20 protein-coding genes and 1 pseudogene are annotated in these 13,057 nt (G+C 52.7%); 12 read left to right on the top strand and 9 right to left on the bottom strand.

Features of this window, described 5'->3' with window-relative positions; all coding sequences use genetic code 11:
* The 7 genes from TU75_RS22800 to TU75_RS28195 form a co-directional block, all read left to right on the top strand.
* The coding region (locus TU75_RS22800; protein WP_156422780.1) for an integrase core domain-containing protein at window positions 1-536 on the top strand (536 nt) is incomplete at its 5' end.
* 278 nt (window positions 537-814) lie between these two features.
* A complete protein-coding gene (locus TU75_RS27080) occupies window positions 815-1,207 on the top strand; it encodes a hypothetical protein (protein ID WP_069665460.1) in 393 nt (130 codons plus the stop codon).
* Between the two features lie 53 nt (window positions 1,208-1,260).
* Window positions 1,261-3,102 carry a DUF637 domain-containing protein gene (locus tag TU75_RS28380; RefSeq protein WP_060550222.1) on the top strand — a complete coding sequence of 614 codons (1,842 nt, stop codon included), beginning with the start codon at window positions 1,261-1,263 and terminating at the stop codon, window positions 3,100-3,102.
* 3 nt (window positions 3,103-3,105) lie between these two features.
* Window positions 3,106-3,465: a hypothetical protein gene (locus TU75_RS22790; protein WP_141719199.1), complete on the top strand. Its 360-nt coding sequence runs from the start codon at window positions 3,106-3,108 to the stop codon at window positions 3,463-3,465.
* Between the two features lie 94 nt (window positions 3,466-3,559).
* Window positions 3,560-3,880, top strand: coding sequence for an endonuclease toxin domain-containing protein (locus tag TU75_RS27075; RefSeq protein WP_175581355.1), 321 nt, complete (start codon window positions 3,560-3,562; stop codon window positions 3,878-3,880).
* Window positions 3,881-4,778: 898 nt separating this feature from the next.
* Window positions 4,779-5,087, top strand: a complete 309-nt coding sequence (locus TU75_RS28200) for a hypothetical protein (protein WP_231981976.1) — start codon at window positions 4,779-4,781, stop codon at window positions 5,085-5,087.
* A 20-nt stretch (window positions 5,088-5,107) separates the two neighbouring features.
* Complete coding sequence (locus TU75_RS28195; RefSeq protein ID WP_231981974.1) at window positions 5,108-5,443, top strand: hypothetical protein; 336 nt, start codon at window positions 5,108-5,110, stop codon at window positions 5,441-5,443.
* Here TU75_RS28195 and TU75_RS27505 read toward each other — a convergent pair.
* The gene (locus TU75_RS27505) at window positions 5,424-5,582 is read right to left on the bottom strand and encodes a hypothetical protein (protein WP_156422793.1); all 159 of its coding nucleotides are present in this window, start codon (window positions 5,580-5,582) and stop codon (window positions 5,424-5,426) included. The genes TU75_RS28195 and TU75_RS27505 overlap by 20 nt on opposite strands.
* Window positions 5,583-5,963: 381 nt before the next feature.
* Here TU75_RS27505 and TU75_RS27500 point away from each other — a divergent pair.
* The 3 genes and pseudogenes from TU75_RS27500 to TU75_RS22780 all read left to right on the top strand — a co-directional run.
* Window positions 5,964-6,088: pseudogene (locus tag TU75_RS27500) on the top strand (IS3 family transposase); the annotation flags it as partial.
* A 96-nt stretch (window positions 6,089-6,184) separates the two neighbouring features.
* Window positions 6,185-6,664, top strand: a complete 480-nt coding sequence (locus TU75_RS22785; protein WP_060550220.1) for a hypothetical protein — start codon at window positions 6,185-6,187, stop codon at window positions 6,662-6,664.
* 12 nt (window positions 6,665-6,676) lie between these two features.
* The gene (locus TU75_RS22780; RefSeq protein ID WP_060550219.1) at window positions 6,677-6,919 is read left to right on the top strand and encodes a hypothetical protein; all 243 of its coding nucleotides are present in this window, start codon (window positions 6,677-6,679) and stop codon (window positions 6,917-6,919) included.
* A gap of 87 nt (window positions 6,920-7,006) precedes the next feature.
* Here the strand turns inward: TU75_RS22780 and TU75_RS22775 are convergent, their stop codons facing one another.
* From TU75_RS22775 to TU75_RS22760, 4 genes are all read right to left on the bottom strand, one after another.
* Entirely contained in the window at window positions 7,007-7,447 is a 441-nt protein-coding gene (locus TU75_RS22775) for an NUDIX hydrolase (RefSeq protein WP_060550218.1), read from the bottom strand.
* A 283-nt stretch (window positions 7,448-7,730) separates the two neighbouring features.
* Window positions 7,731-8,765 carry a site-specific integrase gene (locus TU75_RS22770; protein ID WP_060550217.1) on the bottom strand — a complete coding sequence of 345 codons (1,035 nt, stop codon included), beginning with the start codon at window positions 8,763-8,765 and terminating at the stop codon, window positions 7,731-7,733.
* Window positions 8,766-8,975: a DUF4224 domain-containing protein gene (locus tag TU75_RS22765; protein WP_060550216.1), complete on the bottom strand. Its 210-nt coding sequence runs from the start codon at window positions 8,973-8,975 to the stop codon at window positions 8,766-8,768. It abuts the gene before it with no gap.
* A gap of 2 nt (window positions 8,976-8,977) precedes the next feature.
* Entirely contained in the window at window positions 8,978-9,196 is a 219-nt protein-coding gene (locus tag TU75_RS22760; RefSeq protein ID WP_060550215.1) for a hypothetical protein, read from the bottom strand.
* A 466-nt stretch (window positions 9,197-9,662) separates the two neighbouring features.
* On the opposite strand from TU75_RS22760, the gene TU75_RS27495 reads away from it, so the two are divergent.
* Window positions 9,663-9,950: a hypothetical protein gene (locus TU75_RS27495; RefSeq protein ID WP_141719201.1), complete on the top strand. Its 288-nt coding sequence runs from the start codon at window positions 9,663-9,665 to the stop codon at window positions 9,948-9,950.
* 71 nt (window positions 9,951-10,021) lie between these two features.
* Here TU75_RS27495 and TU75_RS22755 read toward each other — a convergent pair whose 3' ends face one another.
* The 4 genes from TU75_RS22755 to TU75_RS22740 all read right to left on the bottom strand — a co-directional run bounded on the left by TU75_RS22755 (window position 10,022) and on the right by TU75_RS22740 (window position 11,886).
* Window positions 10,022-10,267, bottom strand: coding sequence for a hypothetical protein (locus tag TU75_RS22755; RefSeq protein ID WP_060550214.1), 246 nt, complete (start codon window positions 10,265-10,267; stop codon window positions 10,022-10,024).
* Window positions 10,264-10,986, bottom strand: coding sequence for a hypothetical protein (locus TU75_RS22750; RefSeq protein ID WP_060550213.1), 723 nt, complete (start codon window positions 10,984-10,986; stop codon window positions 10,264-10,266). The genes TU75_RS22755 and TU75_RS22750 overlap by 4 nt, the downstream gene beginning before the upstream one ends.
* A 79-nt stretch (window positions 10,987-11,065) precedes the next feature.
* Window positions 11,066-11,578, bottom strand: a complete 513-nt coding sequence (locus TU75_RS22745; protein WP_060550212.1) for a hypothetical protein — start codon at window positions 11,576-11,578, stop codon at window positions 11,066-11,068.
* Window positions 11,575-11,886, bottom strand: coding sequence for a DUF4406 domain-containing protein (locus TU75_RS22740; RefSeq protein WP_060550211.1), 312 nt, complete (start codon window positions 11,884-11,886; stop codon window positions 11,575-11,577). The genes TU75_RS22745 and TU75_RS22740 overlap by 4 nt, the downstream gene beginning before the upstream one ends.
* 66 nt (window positions 11,887-11,952) lie before the next feature.
* Between TU75_RS22740 and TU75_RS27060 the strand changes: the two genes are divergently transcribed.
* Window positions 11,953-13,053 carry a ParA family protein gene (locus tag TU75_RS27060; RefSeq protein ID WP_231981973.1) on the top strand — a complete coding sequence of 367 codons (1,101 nt, stop codon included), beginning with the start codon at window positions 11,953-11,955 and terminating at the stop codon, window positions 13,051-13,053.
* The last annotated feature ends 4 nt before the right edge of the window (window positions 13,054-13,057 follow it).

Raw genomic sequence — 13,057 nt, 5'->3', positions numbered from 1 at the left:
CGCACGAGGGTCGTATTGCGGTGCAAACCAGTGATACGCGTTGGTGCTCGGACGGCTTTGAGTTCCGCTGTGAGGACGGCGCCAAACTGAGCGTGACCTTCGCCCTGGATTGCTGTGACCGCGAAGCCATCGGCTGGGTCGCGAGTCCGACCGGGTACAGCGGCGATGACATCCGCGACTTGATGCTGGAGAGCGTAGAGAAACGCTTCGGTGATCAACTGCCTGCAACGCCGGTTCAATGGCTAAGCGACAACGGCTCGGCGTACACCGCCGAACAGACACGCCTGTTTGCTCGACAGATCGGTTTGCAGCCGGTGACCACCCCGGTGCGCAGCCCGCAGAGCAACGGCATGGCCGAGAGCTTCGTGAAGACGATCAAACGTGACTACGTTGCGCACATGCCCAAGCCGGATCGAGAAACGGCGCTGCGCAACCTGGCAATTGCCTTCGAGCATTACAACGAGCAGCATCCGCACAGCGCCTTGAACTATCGCTCACCGAGGGAGTTCAGGCGCTTGGCAGCAGCATCAATTTGACGGGGAGTTGGTGTCCGGTTTTGTAGGGGCAAGTCCAATGCGGAAGCTCAAGGTTGGAAGCCTACTGAGACTGACGGTGGCCCTCTCAAATATCTTGACGCGAATGGCATTCCTCGTGTGACAATCAAACAAGGCAGTTCGCGGGCGCCAGGAAGTGCTGATCCACATGTTGAGTTTAAAAGCGCGACAGGTCAAAGAACAGACGCCTTTGGTAATCCGGTAACAAGAAAAAGTCCGGATAATCACACGTCAATTGACTTTGATTTGTGAGGATGAATATGAATTACTATGAAATTCCCTCGCTTTCAAATATTTATTTCGAAGATAGCTATGTTTTATCTATTCGTGAGAGGGAGGGCTCTCTAGTCTTTGAATTAGAGGCAGTTCTTACTGAAAATCATCCGAAATATAAAAAGCCACAAGAAGGAGAGATGTATTGCTATAGAAACATTTTTTTGTGCTTTCTAAATGTAGATTCTTTCGAATGGTTTGATAGGAGGTTTATGGTATATGCAGATGCATCGGGCGAGTTCGATTATGGAAATATAGACAGCTTTGTTGGTTGTGATGGTGGCTATGAACTGACCGGCGACTGGGGGCGAGTAGCTATCAAGGGGCAAGCTGTAGATGTAATTATCGAAGATTCGCCATTCACGCAGTCAACGGGCTGAAAATCGACGTTACTCAAGTCACTCAACAGACCGTAAGCCAGTCGATTAATGCAATGGTAAAGGCTGACCCGCAGTTGGCCTGGCTTAAGGACGCGGAACAGCGAGGAGATGTTGACTGGAGGCAGGTCAAGGAGATCCACGATAGCTTCAAGTACAGCAACTCAGGGCTGGGGCCGGCTTCGCAGCTGATTATCGCGATCGTCATGGCGACTGTGCTTGGGCCATTGGCTGCCGGTGCGATGGGCACTGCCACGGAAGGGCTGGTTACTGCAGGAACGCTATCGGCAGGAACCGCTGCCGGGATATCAGCCGCGACAGGCGCTGTTGCCGCGGGTGCGGCGACCAACGCCACGGTCAGTGTCATTAACAACCGTGGCAACCTGGGGGCAGTATTCAAAGATGTGACGTCTTCGGATGCGATCAAGGGTTACTTCATTTCGGGCGTGACGGCAGGTTTGACGGCAGGCCTGTTCGATGGCTGGACCGGAACCGAAACCGTCAATGCCACTGGCAAAATTGTTACCGTGCCTGGCGCCCTTGGAACCTGGGCCGGGGTTGGACAGTTCGCCGCGAACCAAGTCTTGCAAAATACCACTTCAACGCTGTTGGGCAAGGCATTGGGGCAAGGCGGAGATCTGGGTGATGCGCTCAAGGGCGCGCTGTTCAACACACTGGCGGCGGCAAGCTTTAACGCTATTGGCGACTATACCCAAGGCGTGCTGACGGAAGGGTATCCGCCCAAGGTGATCGTGCACGCCATGGTGGGAGGATTGCTTTCCAAAGCCACAGGCGGCGATTTCAAGACCGGTGCGCTGGCGGCGGGTATTAACGAAGCGCTAGTCGTTCAGCTCGATACATTGGTTAAAGGCGATAAAGACCTGCTGTCGATGAGTTCCCAGATCGTGGGCGTGCTGGCGGCTGCGTCGCAGAAGGATGCGGATGCGAAATCCATCGAGCAGGGTGGGTGGGTTGCGAAGAATGCTACTCAATATAATTACCTCAACCACGATCAACTCAAGCGAGCGGCAAAGATGCTGCTCGCATGTGGAGATGATGAGTGTCGGAAAGCGGTGTTCACTCGCTACAAGGAATTGAGTTTTGCTCAAGATTTGGAAGCGGCAGCTGCGTGTTCGGCTGATGTGACAGTTTGCGCAAAATATTCGAGGGAAGTGGCCAATACAATGGCCAATCTGGATGATATTCACCAAACACTCGGCGATGGCCCCGCACAAGAATGGGAAGACTTGCGGCAATCCAATTTGGGTTTCCAAGAAATGCTTGCTACGTTTACCGCAGGCCATACTGCAGGTGCTATCGCAGAGGCCGTGCAGCAAAAATGGGGGCTGTCGGACGAGCAAACCAAGATAGTTGCTGATAATCTGGTATTGGTGGCTGCGGGTGGTGTGGCAGCGATAGCTGCTAAGAAAGCGCTGGCTCAGGCTTTCGGCGGTGCAAAAGGGGCGGGCACAGGAAAGGCGCCATACACCTCGACTGTCTCGCCGGATGCTGAGGCTGGCATGCCGTATACCCACCCGGTAAAGGAGGATGGTGCAAAAGCAAATGTGGGATCAATTAGTCATATTTCTGGAGTGAATCTTCCTAAAAGTCAGTCCAAGATGATTGCTGATTTTGAAGCAGCAGGGTATCCAACAAAACCAGTAGTTTCTCCGACCAGCGGAAATGTGGTCGGAATTCAATACATCTTGCCTGATGGTTCGCGAGTTCGGGTGATGCAGGCGGATGGTCTAAGTCCCCAGCGCGCATCATTCGAGAACGCTAAAGGCGGACCTGTTGATCCTACTACTGGAAAGCCACCGCAGCCCCCGCAGGGTTTATCGAAGGCTGAACGGAAGCAGTGGATTAGAGAGCGTACGCATATTGAGCAAGTGGACTAAATAATGAATACATTCATGCAAACTATGGCTCTTTTGTTGCCTATGAAAATTGAAAGAGTATTTTGGGATGGCGATACTTTAATGCTTTTTTCGGCGGGTTGGAACTTTCGGACTGAGAGTGCGTGGCGTGTGTCTAAGGGAAGGGAGCTGCTGTTCGCTTGTTGGGATGAGTCCGCTCTTGACCATGTTTCTGAGCTTTTAGGTTTATCCATTATTGAGGTGGGCTGGCTTATTGATGCTCAGCCAATCGATCCATTTTTTAAATTATCTGACGGCCGCGTTTTGAATACATTTTGTTCGTCATCAACTGAACCTTGGCTGATAGAGTTCTCGAATGGGGCCGTTTATTTAGGTAACACTTAATTTCATAGATTTTTCTTGATGCAAAAGCAACTGGCGGAGCGGTAGACCGTGCTACTACTGGGGTTGAGTGGGTTAGGGTACCCAAGGACAGTGCATGCCTTGGGAGGATTACCTTGAGACGCATCTGCCAGCGGGCTCTCGATTCCCCCCAAGCTTTAAGACATTTGACTTTTTTGATAGAACGACCGGTGTTGCGACTAGTGCAAAAACACTTGATACGACCACTGCGGTTAAAATGGCCAATCCGAACCAGATTTATTCATCAATCAAAGGAAATATTGATACCGCCGCAGGGTTTACTGAGTACGGTTTGAAAGACGTAATTGATCGCTTTAAGCGTAGCAATGGATTAGATGTTCGTGTGATTTTTAGACTGGGAAAAAGCTACTGGTGCCGCTGCCGGAAAGGTAGATGATATTGCGTCAACTAGGGTCAAGTAGGTTGATGAGAATGCAGGTATGAGTTCGCGTGCCCGTGATTGCAATGACTCAGCAATCGGTGCTCGCTCCAAGGATATTTCAAGTACAAAGGGGGCTGGCCGGAAATGATTTATAATCCGGCTACAGGCCAGGTAGGATATATTCAACCTATAAGGGTTAAGTAATTTAAATGGATATCTGGAACCAGTTAGAGTGTGAGCTGGAGCGTTATCGGTCGAGCCATTCATTAATTCAGCAGTACTTGGATGTCTATGAGAAAGAATGTGAGATTTTGATCGAGCAGATATCTGAATGTTCTTCTTTCGAGGCTGCTCAAGGATATTTTGAATCATTGCATGCAGTACAGCGCAGGCTGTCTACTGCAAAATATAAATTTAGCTATCCTTTGGGTAGTAAGCTTGAGAGTTTTGTGTGTCATTTAGATAGAGACGATTTTTATTCAAGATGTTACTGGTATGATGAGTTTCGGGGCGATATAAGGTGGCCAAATGATTAGCTTTGCTATAAGAGGGTAGGAGTGTAGTTGCTCTCAAAGAGTTAAAGGTTATTGGTATTCCGATCAGCATTGACGTGGGCTTGATCTCGGTTTTTTGCACCCTTGACGCCTAACGCTCTGCGCTTGTTTGCCCTTGGGCCGCCCGATGGCTTCGCCACCGAAAACTCCAGCGGCTTTTTGTTGTTGGTTGGTTTGGTCGTCTTGGGCATGCAGTGACGGGCTAGAAACTCGCGTTGGGGTGGTTGTATTCCGCGAGTGCAAGTATTTTAAGTATCAATTATGTTTAGTGGAAAATTTCGTGATTATGTTCTCGTGTGCTAGCTCGGCGTGGTTTGGTAGTGAAACTATCGCGTCTTTGATTTGGAAATGGAAGTTCTATGTTGATGGTGACTGAAATCATTATGACTATTGATATTAAAATCGTGAGCGCACCTGATATTTCAGTTGCTAACGATGTGATTAATCTCCATCGGGCTGGAGAGAATCATCGATCAGCACTGTCAGCGGCTAGTTTTTTAGTCGATTACGCGTCAAACACTTCAGTTGCAGGCGTGCTACGCTTTATTTTCAGTCTGATTGTTAAATCGCTGCCTGAGTATAATGTTTTGTTATTAGTGGGTAACTCCGCTTGGCAATCAGATACTAGGGTTGTACGCTATCGAAAATTGTGGGGGGGGGGGCGCTGAAATTTCGAGGAAGTGAAATTTTGGGCGGTAGTGATCCGCGAGAATCTATTGTAGCGTCTCATGGGAAATTAAATTTTTTCTGCGCCTTACATCTTTCAGAGTTATCTATCGATACTGTAGTTGACGTAATCATTGACGAACGCTGTTCATATATTGTCGCGACACCCAAAAATTTTGATGTTGAACCGATTCTTGATGTGGGGTGGTCTGGAAGTTTGGCTGAGGATTTTAGTCTTTGTGGTCGTATCTGCGAAGAGAAGGGATTGCTTTTTAAGCAGGTTGGTGAGTTTGATGATCACGATTGGGGTTTTGTGTCTATTGGGTCGCCGGAAATCCTTAAAAAATTATTGAGCTGAAAAATCCCAAAATCGAACCAACGAGAAGCTGGTCAGCTAGCTTGGCATGCAGGGCATTCCACGCCGTGCGCTTGGTGTCCCAAGCGCTAACAGCTGCAACCCTGGCCAGTGCAGTGCTCTTGTACATGTAGTTGCTCATGGTTTTGCTCCGGAAAAGCGCAGCCCTCCGGTTGCCCGCTGCAGCAAGTAGATTGAGCTAGTGGCGTATTGCAATTATGATCGTGTCCTTCACATGAGAGTAATTTGATGTTTCCACGATATTTTCGCTGGATTTCGATGCTAGGCATCCTTGCGGCAGTTGTTGTCTTCGTATTTGCTAGCCTGCAAATTTTTACCGGCATGGCGCCGGCGACAGATCTGATTCGACCGATCATCGCAGCGATCGCATTTGGGTGGGCTTTCACGCAGTCCACAAAGGTTTGAGTCTGGACAAAGCTTCACTCAGATTGTGCGTTATTCGTCGTCTTCGGCGTTCATCTGGAGCGACTCGGCGAATCCCGCTTGTCGTAATTTGCGCGCCACGTTTAAGGAAGCACCGCACGATATCAGCCTTTTTTGATGCATCGTTACAACTGGATTCGGCTTCACCAATTCAACGATGGGTTGGCGCGGGGAAAACTTAACGTCGTCTCCGGGATTAGTTGACCACGACACAACGCACCTTGCCCTCCAGGTGAATTAATTTGAATTCAACGCACGCCTTCTAGACAATCTCACCCTTGATTCGAAAGGAGGCGAGCAATGAAGTTCGAAGGGACTTTCCAATACATCGGCAATCACGGGATCGTGTTCAGCGTCTCGCAGATCACCCTCACCGACAGCGAACGCGGGGGCCTGCGCGAGCTGCATTTTGGAGAGGCGCAAAACGCGCACTACGAGGTCAACCGTAAGGTCGTCGAGGTATATGACAAGATGTTGGCCAAGAACCTGCCGTGCCTGATGATGATCGGCATCTCCAAGCCGCTGACGCGGCAGCAGGGCGATGTGCTCAACGCCCAACGCACCAAAATCGCCAATCTGGCGGCCTCGGCGTTCGCTGGCGCCACCTCTTATGTTGCCTCCCCCTATGTGGGTGCCCCTGTCGGCGCCGGTGTGCGCATGTATGTGAATGAAACCCTGCCCACCTATCATGCAGGCGACATACTGGTGAGTATTGAGGCTCAGGTGAATGGCGGCATCGGCCCGCAACGTACCGCCTCGACACTGATCATCAAGACCTGACGGAAGAAACCCATGTCTGACATTACCCAACTGGCCGCTGCTCTGGTGCTGTTCTTTCTGCTCGATCGGTTTCTTAAGTCGTATCCGCTTCGCAAATGGTTAGGGGTATTACTGGTAGCGATAGGCGCGGCCGGTTGCGTTGCCGCGAGCCAAATCCGCTTGTCCGGCTTTGACTTGGGGTTGCTGTCGATCTTTGCCGTTGCTCTGGGGATGGGGTTGTTCCTAAAGCGGCGGCGGTTCGAGCAGATGGGTTGAAGGTGGCAGGTCTTTCCGTGGATTAGCGCTCGACAGCCGGCCATGCGGTAGCGCCGAGGCGGTGGCTGTCTTCCATGGGGCTCCGTTCTACTTCTGCACCCACCCCAGCAGCTCGGAGAGCCCTTCAGGTACTAACTGAGATCCAGCATTGAAGCTTGAGCCAAAACACCATGTGGCTTGAAACGCTGCCCCATCGCTTTCATGGCCCTCCAGCCAGGGTTTCTCATAGACATCTGCGTCGTCGAACCTTGCATCGTAGACGAAGACTATTTCGTGTCCTGGCTTGCCTGCGTAGGTGAAAATACTTTCCAGCGTGCCAATCAATCGGATGTCGCTGATCGAAAGTCCCAGCTCTTCCTTCACTTCACGGGCGATGGCATCCACACCTCTCTCGCCGAACTCAATACCCCCACCAATGGGGCGAAAGAAGGTTCGTGCTTCAATAGCGTCGTGGAACTGATTGACCAGTATTTTTCCGTGATGATGAAAAACACATAGAGCAAGTGCTCGAATACGCGGTTCTGACATGAGAGCAACTACCTAATGTTCGTCCGGCAGAATGCCGCTGGAGGGAAATTACGGAACAAAAAAGACAAGGGCCTGCCCAGGTTTCCCCGGCAAGCCCTTTGATATCTATGGTGCCCGAACCCGGAATCGAACCGGGACGCCCTTACGAGCGGGGGATTTTAAGTCCGCAAAGTATTCTTTAAAATACAACAAGTTAGCGTCTATTCTGCACCGCTACGAGTAGTTTTTACCTCGCTTGCAGCCCTTTGTTTTCAAGGGGGTTAAAACTATTGCGGTGCAGAATTCACTTGGTCGGCGTGACCTTTTTGCCGATCCTCTTACGGATGTAGTTCTCCGTCATGACGACGGTTGTATGCCCAAGTTGGTCGCGAGCCTGCAGGATGTCACCGCTGGATTCTGCTTTGTCGGTACCGGCTTTGGCGCGCAGATCGCGCATCTGAAAGTCTCCTTTCTCTACACCGGCCGCCTCACGCGCCGCGTCAAACCTTCCTCGCAACATGCTGCTGGTCATGGGCTGTCCGTTATCCATAACGATGAGCCTACTTGTCCGTATCTTGTGCCCGTCCTTCCTGGCCATGATTCGATCAATAACAACCTTCAGCTCGCCCGTTATCTCAATCCTCCTTTTTGCATTCGTTTTGCCTTGCTTCACTGCCAGCCTATCGTCGCGGATATCTCGCTCATCCATCTTCAGGGTGTCCGCGATGCGTTGGCCGGTCAGATAGAACAGATCAAGTGCATCCCGCAGCGGCTGCTCAGCGTGCTGGTAAACCAGTGCGAACATCTCGTCCTCGATGTATTGATCTCGGCCAGACTCCTTGTGACCCTTCACGCCGGCGCACGGGTTGGCCAAGGCCGTATAGCCGCTGCTGCGGGCAAAATTCCAGATGGCGCTGAGTAAAGCTTTCTCACGGTTTGCGCGTACCGGAGCTGTCTTGCCGCGCTGCCGCAGATATTGGACGACGTGTTGAGGCTCGATCGCCTCCAGCGGTGCCGGCGGATCATCGAAGAATTTCAGCAATTGCTTCAGCTCCCGAGTGTTGTCCTTTTGCGTGGCCACGCCCTTGGTCGGAACGACTTCGAGCATATAAATGTTCGCAACATAGGCAAAGGTGAGCACGTCCTGTACCAAGGCCGATGACGCGCGGCTCTTCTCGAGCTTCGCGTACTCTACGATCGCCATTCCGTAGTCGCTGCCCAGGGCGATCTCTTTTCTGGGTGTGCCTCCGAGGTCGTAGTAGTAATAGATTGTCCCGCTGCGTTGCCTGCGCTTCCTGAGGCGTGTGACGCTGTCAGGGTTTGTTGGCTTCCTTCCCATTTAACTCACCAGGCGTGGCTGCCATTTTGGTTTTTCTGCTGATGCTGCAACCGGTTCGCCGGTGAGGGCGTTGGCGATGACGCAAGGCCAGCCGCTGCGCTTGATGGTGTGGCGAATCCCGTTTTGCCTGAGCACTTGCACCTGCCCGGCTTTTGTCCTTGCGCCAGTGAGCGTGCATACCTCCTCATGTGAAAGAAAGTGAATTTCCATACCTACCTCCCGCCGGCCGTGGGCCGCGCTGTCTTGATGATGTGGATTGCCAGGCCGAAGGTGATCAGCATCCAGGCGCATGAGCCGGCGAAGGCGTAGATCAGCGCCTCTATGGTGCCGGTGGCCAGCAGTTCGGGCCCGGCCCAGAAGATCCAGCCGAACGTTCCAGCCAGGTACAGCAAAGCGCCCAGTACAATCAGGGTGAGTTTCATAGCGAACATGGGGGTGCGTCCTAGCCGCGCTGGGCGGCATATAGGGGATTGGAGTGATAGCTTTCTGCCTATCTTTCAAACAGGCCTGAAGCGGTGTACAAAAGGGTTCAATAAAGTTCGTGATGAGGCATGGACGTGTCACACAACTTCGATGCTCCGATAGCGCACGCTTACCGGGGCCACGTGATGTTTCTCAAGTTCGACTGACGCCGCCCGAACGACCAGAGCCCTGTTGCCGCAAAGATCATTGAGCCAGCACCTATCAATGGCTTGGGTGAGGTTGCAGCAAAGTTGGAAGGCCCTTGGCCTGACTATCCGGCAGCGCTTGATGAAGCCATGGCGGCAGCTGAACGCTGGATTGATAGTCAGCTTCCGTGATCCCGCCCGCCGCTCACCGGCAGGCATGTAGGGGATTGGGATTTGGTCTGGGTTGAATTACTATCTTCGGCCAAAAATTGATGGACGGATCCAGCCTATGAACTTGAATGAATCGCTAATAAGTGCCCGCCGTAGTGCCGCTGTGATTTATCACCGCACAGGCGCTTTTGTACGTGTAGAAATGAAATGGTTTTTTGCAGGTGCTATAGGCTCCTACCTTGGCCCCATTATGTTTTATCTCTTTTCGGCTGATCCGGGGACCGCGACCTTTGGTGATTTTCTCAGGGTGGTTCAGTCAGCTTCGGTAATAACATCTGCCCTAGTTTCTGCGACTTTATTTGTCGCGTTGAGAGCGCGCCTGTTACCAAGCACAAGCCGCGCTTGAGTAGGTGTGCGAGTGATGCGCTGGCCTGGGCCCTCGGTAGATGAAGACGTAGGCGAACCAGAGGGTGGCGATCATGGCGTCACCTCTTGCTTTCCGTCTTCCGCCCGCATGAATGCCGCCATGTCGCCCATCTGCTCGACAATGGCGCGCTCTTCGGTCGCGGCCGTATCAATGATTTTTTCTTTGAGGGACTGGCAACGGCGGCAATCCACTCGCTCCCACATTCCAGAAAGCCCCGATCCCTCGCCTAGCCAGGTTCCGCAAGGTGCCCGCTCGATGTCGCCCGACCCAGGCCCTGCAAAGAAGTGCGTCTTCATGGCGTGACCCGCTTGAACTCGACCACCCAGACCCACGGGTTGGCAGCCCAGTCACCTCCTACGGATGACCAGAGCAGCTCGAACGATTTGCGCGGATCAGCGCTATATGTCTCGATCCCCTCGACGTGCCACCAATTACCCAGTTCAGCATGATCGGTGTAGAGGCGCACGCCTTCGGCCCTTGCTTGGTCCTCGGTGATGTCCTGCAGTCGCTCGACGCGCACGTCGGTGATCTCCAGCTGGAGGCGGCTGGCGACACGGGGCATGTGGATGCTTGGCTTCCAGGCGGAGCGATCATCCCCGCCGCCGTCATCGTCACCGGCCCATACCGCTTCGCCGTCGGCACGGTAGATTACGTGCCCTGAGTAGTAGCCCTGACCGAAGCGCATTTCGCGAATTGGCGAGGCCGGTCGATCAGGCTCCCAATCAATCATGCTTCCACGCTCATCGAAGTCGTGACTGATGACGCCCCATGTCTCGCGCACCCACAGCCGGTCTCCTGGCTTACCGTAGGGACAGAAGTTGATGGCCGGCCAATAGCCCTCGTCGCATTCCACAAAGGGATAGCCTGCCGCAACATCGGCTTGCCCGCGCGGCTCATCGAAACGGTTGGTCAGATTCACGCTGATTGCTCGGCGCGTTACCGTCTTCCGGCCTTCCAGGATGGCGCGCACCATCGGCGCCGAGAACAGGATGGGGCGTTCCTTTATTTGAGACATTGGTCGTCCTTGCCGCTATAGCGGCTGACTTTGAAGGGGGAGGGGTTACAGGTTTTGCGGGTGGAGTACGGATGTACTCCTATGAGGGGTCTGCTGACTCCACAACCAGCGTCTTCCCGCAGGAGTGGCAGAAGTGCATGCCGTTCTCACTTGGCAACCCACCATCGGTGAACTGCCATTCCTTGCCGCAGCCGGTATGCCAGGAGAAGCCGCCTTCAGACCAGGTGCAGGTGGATGGCTTGCTGCCGTCTGCCGGCTTGAGTGCGGCGCGCATCGCCTCGATAACCCAATAGTGCGGCTTCCATGCGAAGGCTTCCTCTGGAAGGCATGGCATGTAGTTGTAGCGATCCACGCTGTTGAGTGCTGCGTTTCTTGCAATCGCTACTAGGTCATCATTGGTCAACGCTGCCCGTTGGTCCTCTCGCTCATCGGCTTCGGTCAGGCGCTGTTGCAGTTCCTTCTCGCGGCGCTCCGAGGCAACGGCACGCTCGGCGGCGTCCAGAAACAGGCGGGTCAAGTTGTCGAAGTCTGACGCCCGCACGCACAAGACGTTGGATGCCTCGTGGCACCAGAAGCTTTTTACCTCGCTCATACAGCCTCCCTCGTTACCAGATCATGGGCATCCACAACGGTCATGCCGAGGCGTTCGGCGATCAGGACTTCCAGGCGGGCACCCTTTGAATGCTCCCAGCCGGGCAGGGTGGCCACGGTGTCGCAGTCCATCAGGGCGGCAATGTCGCGTCGCATGCAGTCGTTCCAGGTGCCGCCGTCCGGGTTGAGTTCGGCGGGGTTGGTGACGGTGTGTCCGCCGGCGCGCAGGTTGGTGGTCATGGCGTAGAAGGCGGCGAAGTTGAGGCCGGGCAGGCCGGTCATGGGGCCGCTGAGATAAATCCGTTTCACGGGGAGTCCTTGCCGGGCTATGCCCAGGCAGATTAGAAGCCTTTACAGGGCCGGGAAATTGGTTACATGGAGTCCACTTTAATTCGCAACCAACTACACATTTTGATGGCTATGTGCGATCATTTTGCGTTCGGAAAATGCGATATACAGGGAGCGGCGATGAAAATTATTAGTGTTTTCAATAATAAGGGTGGCGTCGGAAAGACCACTTATATTTACCATATCGCTCATCTATTGGAGCGCAAAGGTAAAACTGTTTTGCTTGTTGATCTGGATAGCCAATGCAATCTCTCTGCTTATTGTCTTAGCGATGTAGATCTTGAGAAGAGTTGGAGGCCAGATCGCGGCAATAGTATTTGGAACGCAATTGAGAGGGTTTATAGCGGCTTAGGTGACATCCGGCAGCGCCAACCAACTTGGCTGAACAAAGCCTACGCCGGTGGCACGTATCAGAATTTATACCTAATACCAGGTGACGTACTACTTAGTTCGTATGAAGATCGACTTGGTGACACCTGGAGTAGTGCTCGAGGTGGCGACCCACTTTCTCTCCGCGTTCAATCTGCCATTTATCGTTATATCTTGTGGTGTGCGCACGCCGTAAACGCTGACGTTGTCTTGATGGATCTTGGTCCTAATCTAGGATCGCTGAATCGAGCTGTATTGGCTGCCAGTGATTATTTCGTAGTGCCGGTTTCTCCCGACTTGTTCTCAATCAGAGGTACAGAAAACCTCGGTAGTAAGTTGGAAATATGGCGAGCGGGTTGGGATCAATGCAATATGAATAATGTTGCACACGGAATCCAACTTCCTGCCGGTCGTCCTGCTTTTCTGGGTTATGTTAAACAGCAACATAATATCCGAGCAAATGCTACTGGCATGACGCGAGGATGGAATATTTTTGGTTCACAAATCGAGGGCGCTGTTCAAGCGAACATAGTTGCCAAGTTAGATCCGTTAGGGCAGGTTTTTCATTGGTCAGATGGAAACTTCGACTTAGGCGGAATTCCCAACCTTCACAGCTTGATTCCTTACTCTCAAGACGCCAGGAAACCGATTTATGATTGCACCGGCGCTGACGGATTAACAGGAGCGCATATTTCAACGGCTAGAGATTCTGTTGGTCATTTCACTCCGATAGTCGATACGTTATTAGCTGTGATTTGACGGT

Origin of the sequence: Pseudomonas poae (assembly GCF_001439785.1) — a bacterium.
GTDB classification, from domain to species: Bacteria; Pseudomonadota; Gammaproteobacteria; order Pseudomonadales; family Pseudomonadaceae; genus Aquipseudomonas; species Aquipseudomonas poae.
The sequence above is the reverse complement of the archived record's forward strand: the minus strand, read 5'-3'. Positions and strand labels throughout refer to the sequence as shown.

Coding starts and splice junctions, on each gene's coding strand:
- TU75_RS27080 (WP_069665460.1), top strand. CDS start 815: ATGAATTACTATGAAATTCCCTCGCTTTCAAATATTTATTTCGAAGAT.
- TU75_RS28380 (WP_060550222.1), top strand. CDS start 1,261: ATGGTAAAGGCTGACCCGCAGTTGGCCTGGCTTAAGGACGCGGAACAG.
- TU75_RS22790 (WP_141719199.1), top strand. CDS start 3,106: ATGAATACATTCATGCAAACTATGGCTCTTTTGTTGCCTATGAAAATT.
- TU75_RS27075 (WP_175581355.1), top strand. CDS start 3,560: ATGCCTTGGGAGGATTACCTTGAGACGCATCTGCCAGCGGGCTCTCGA.
- TU75_RS28200 (WP_231981976.1), top strand. CDS start 4,779: ATGTTGATGGTGACTGAAATCATTATGACTATTGATATTAAAATCGTG.
- TU75_RS27505 (WP_156422793.1), bottom strand. CDS start 5,582: ATGAGCAACTACATGTACAAGAGCACTGCACTGGCCAGGGTTGCAGCT.
- TU75_RS22785 (WP_060550220.1), top strand. CDS start 6,185: ATGAAGTTCGAAGGGACTTTCCAATACATCGGCAATCACGGGATCGTG.
- TU75_RS22780 (WP_060550219.1), top strand. CDS start 6,677: ATGTCTGACATTACCCAACTGGCCGCTGCTCTGGTGCTGTTCTTTCTG.
- TU75_RS22775 (WP_060550218.1), bottom strand. CDS start 7,447: ATGTCAGAACCGCGTATTCGAGCACTTGCTCTATGTGTTTTTCATCAT.
- TU75_RS22770 (WP_060550217.1), bottom strand. CDS start 8,765: ATGGGAAGGAAGCCAACAAACCCTGACAGCGTCACACGCCTCAGGAAG.
- TU75_RS22765 (WP_060550216.1), bottom strand. CDS start 8,975: ATGGAAATTCACTTTCTTTCACATGAGGAGGTATGCACGCTCACTGGC.
- TU75_RS22760 (WP_060550215.1), bottom strand. CDS start 9,196: ATGTTCGCTATGAAACTCACCCTGATTGTACTGGGCGCTTTGCTGTAC.
- TU75_RS27495 (WP_141719201.1), top strand. CDS start 9,663: ATGAACTTGAATGAATCGCTAATAAGTGCCCGCCGTAGTGCCGCTGTG.
- TU75_RS22755 (WP_060550214.1), bottom strand. CDS start 10,267: ATGAAGACGCACTTCTTTGCAGGGCCTGGGTCGGGCGACATCGAGCGG.
- TU75_RS22750 (WP_060550213.1), bottom strand. CDS start 10,986: ATGTCTCAAATAAAGGAACGCCCCATCCTGTTCTCGGCGCCGATGGTG.
- TU75_RS22745 (WP_060550212.1), bottom strand. CDS start 11,578: ATGAGCGAGGTAAAAAGCTTCTGGTGCCACGAGGCATCCAACGTCTTG.
- TU75_RS27060 (WP_231981973.1), top strand. CDS start 11,953: ATGGAGTCCACTTTAATTCGCAACCAACTACACATTTTGATGGCTATG.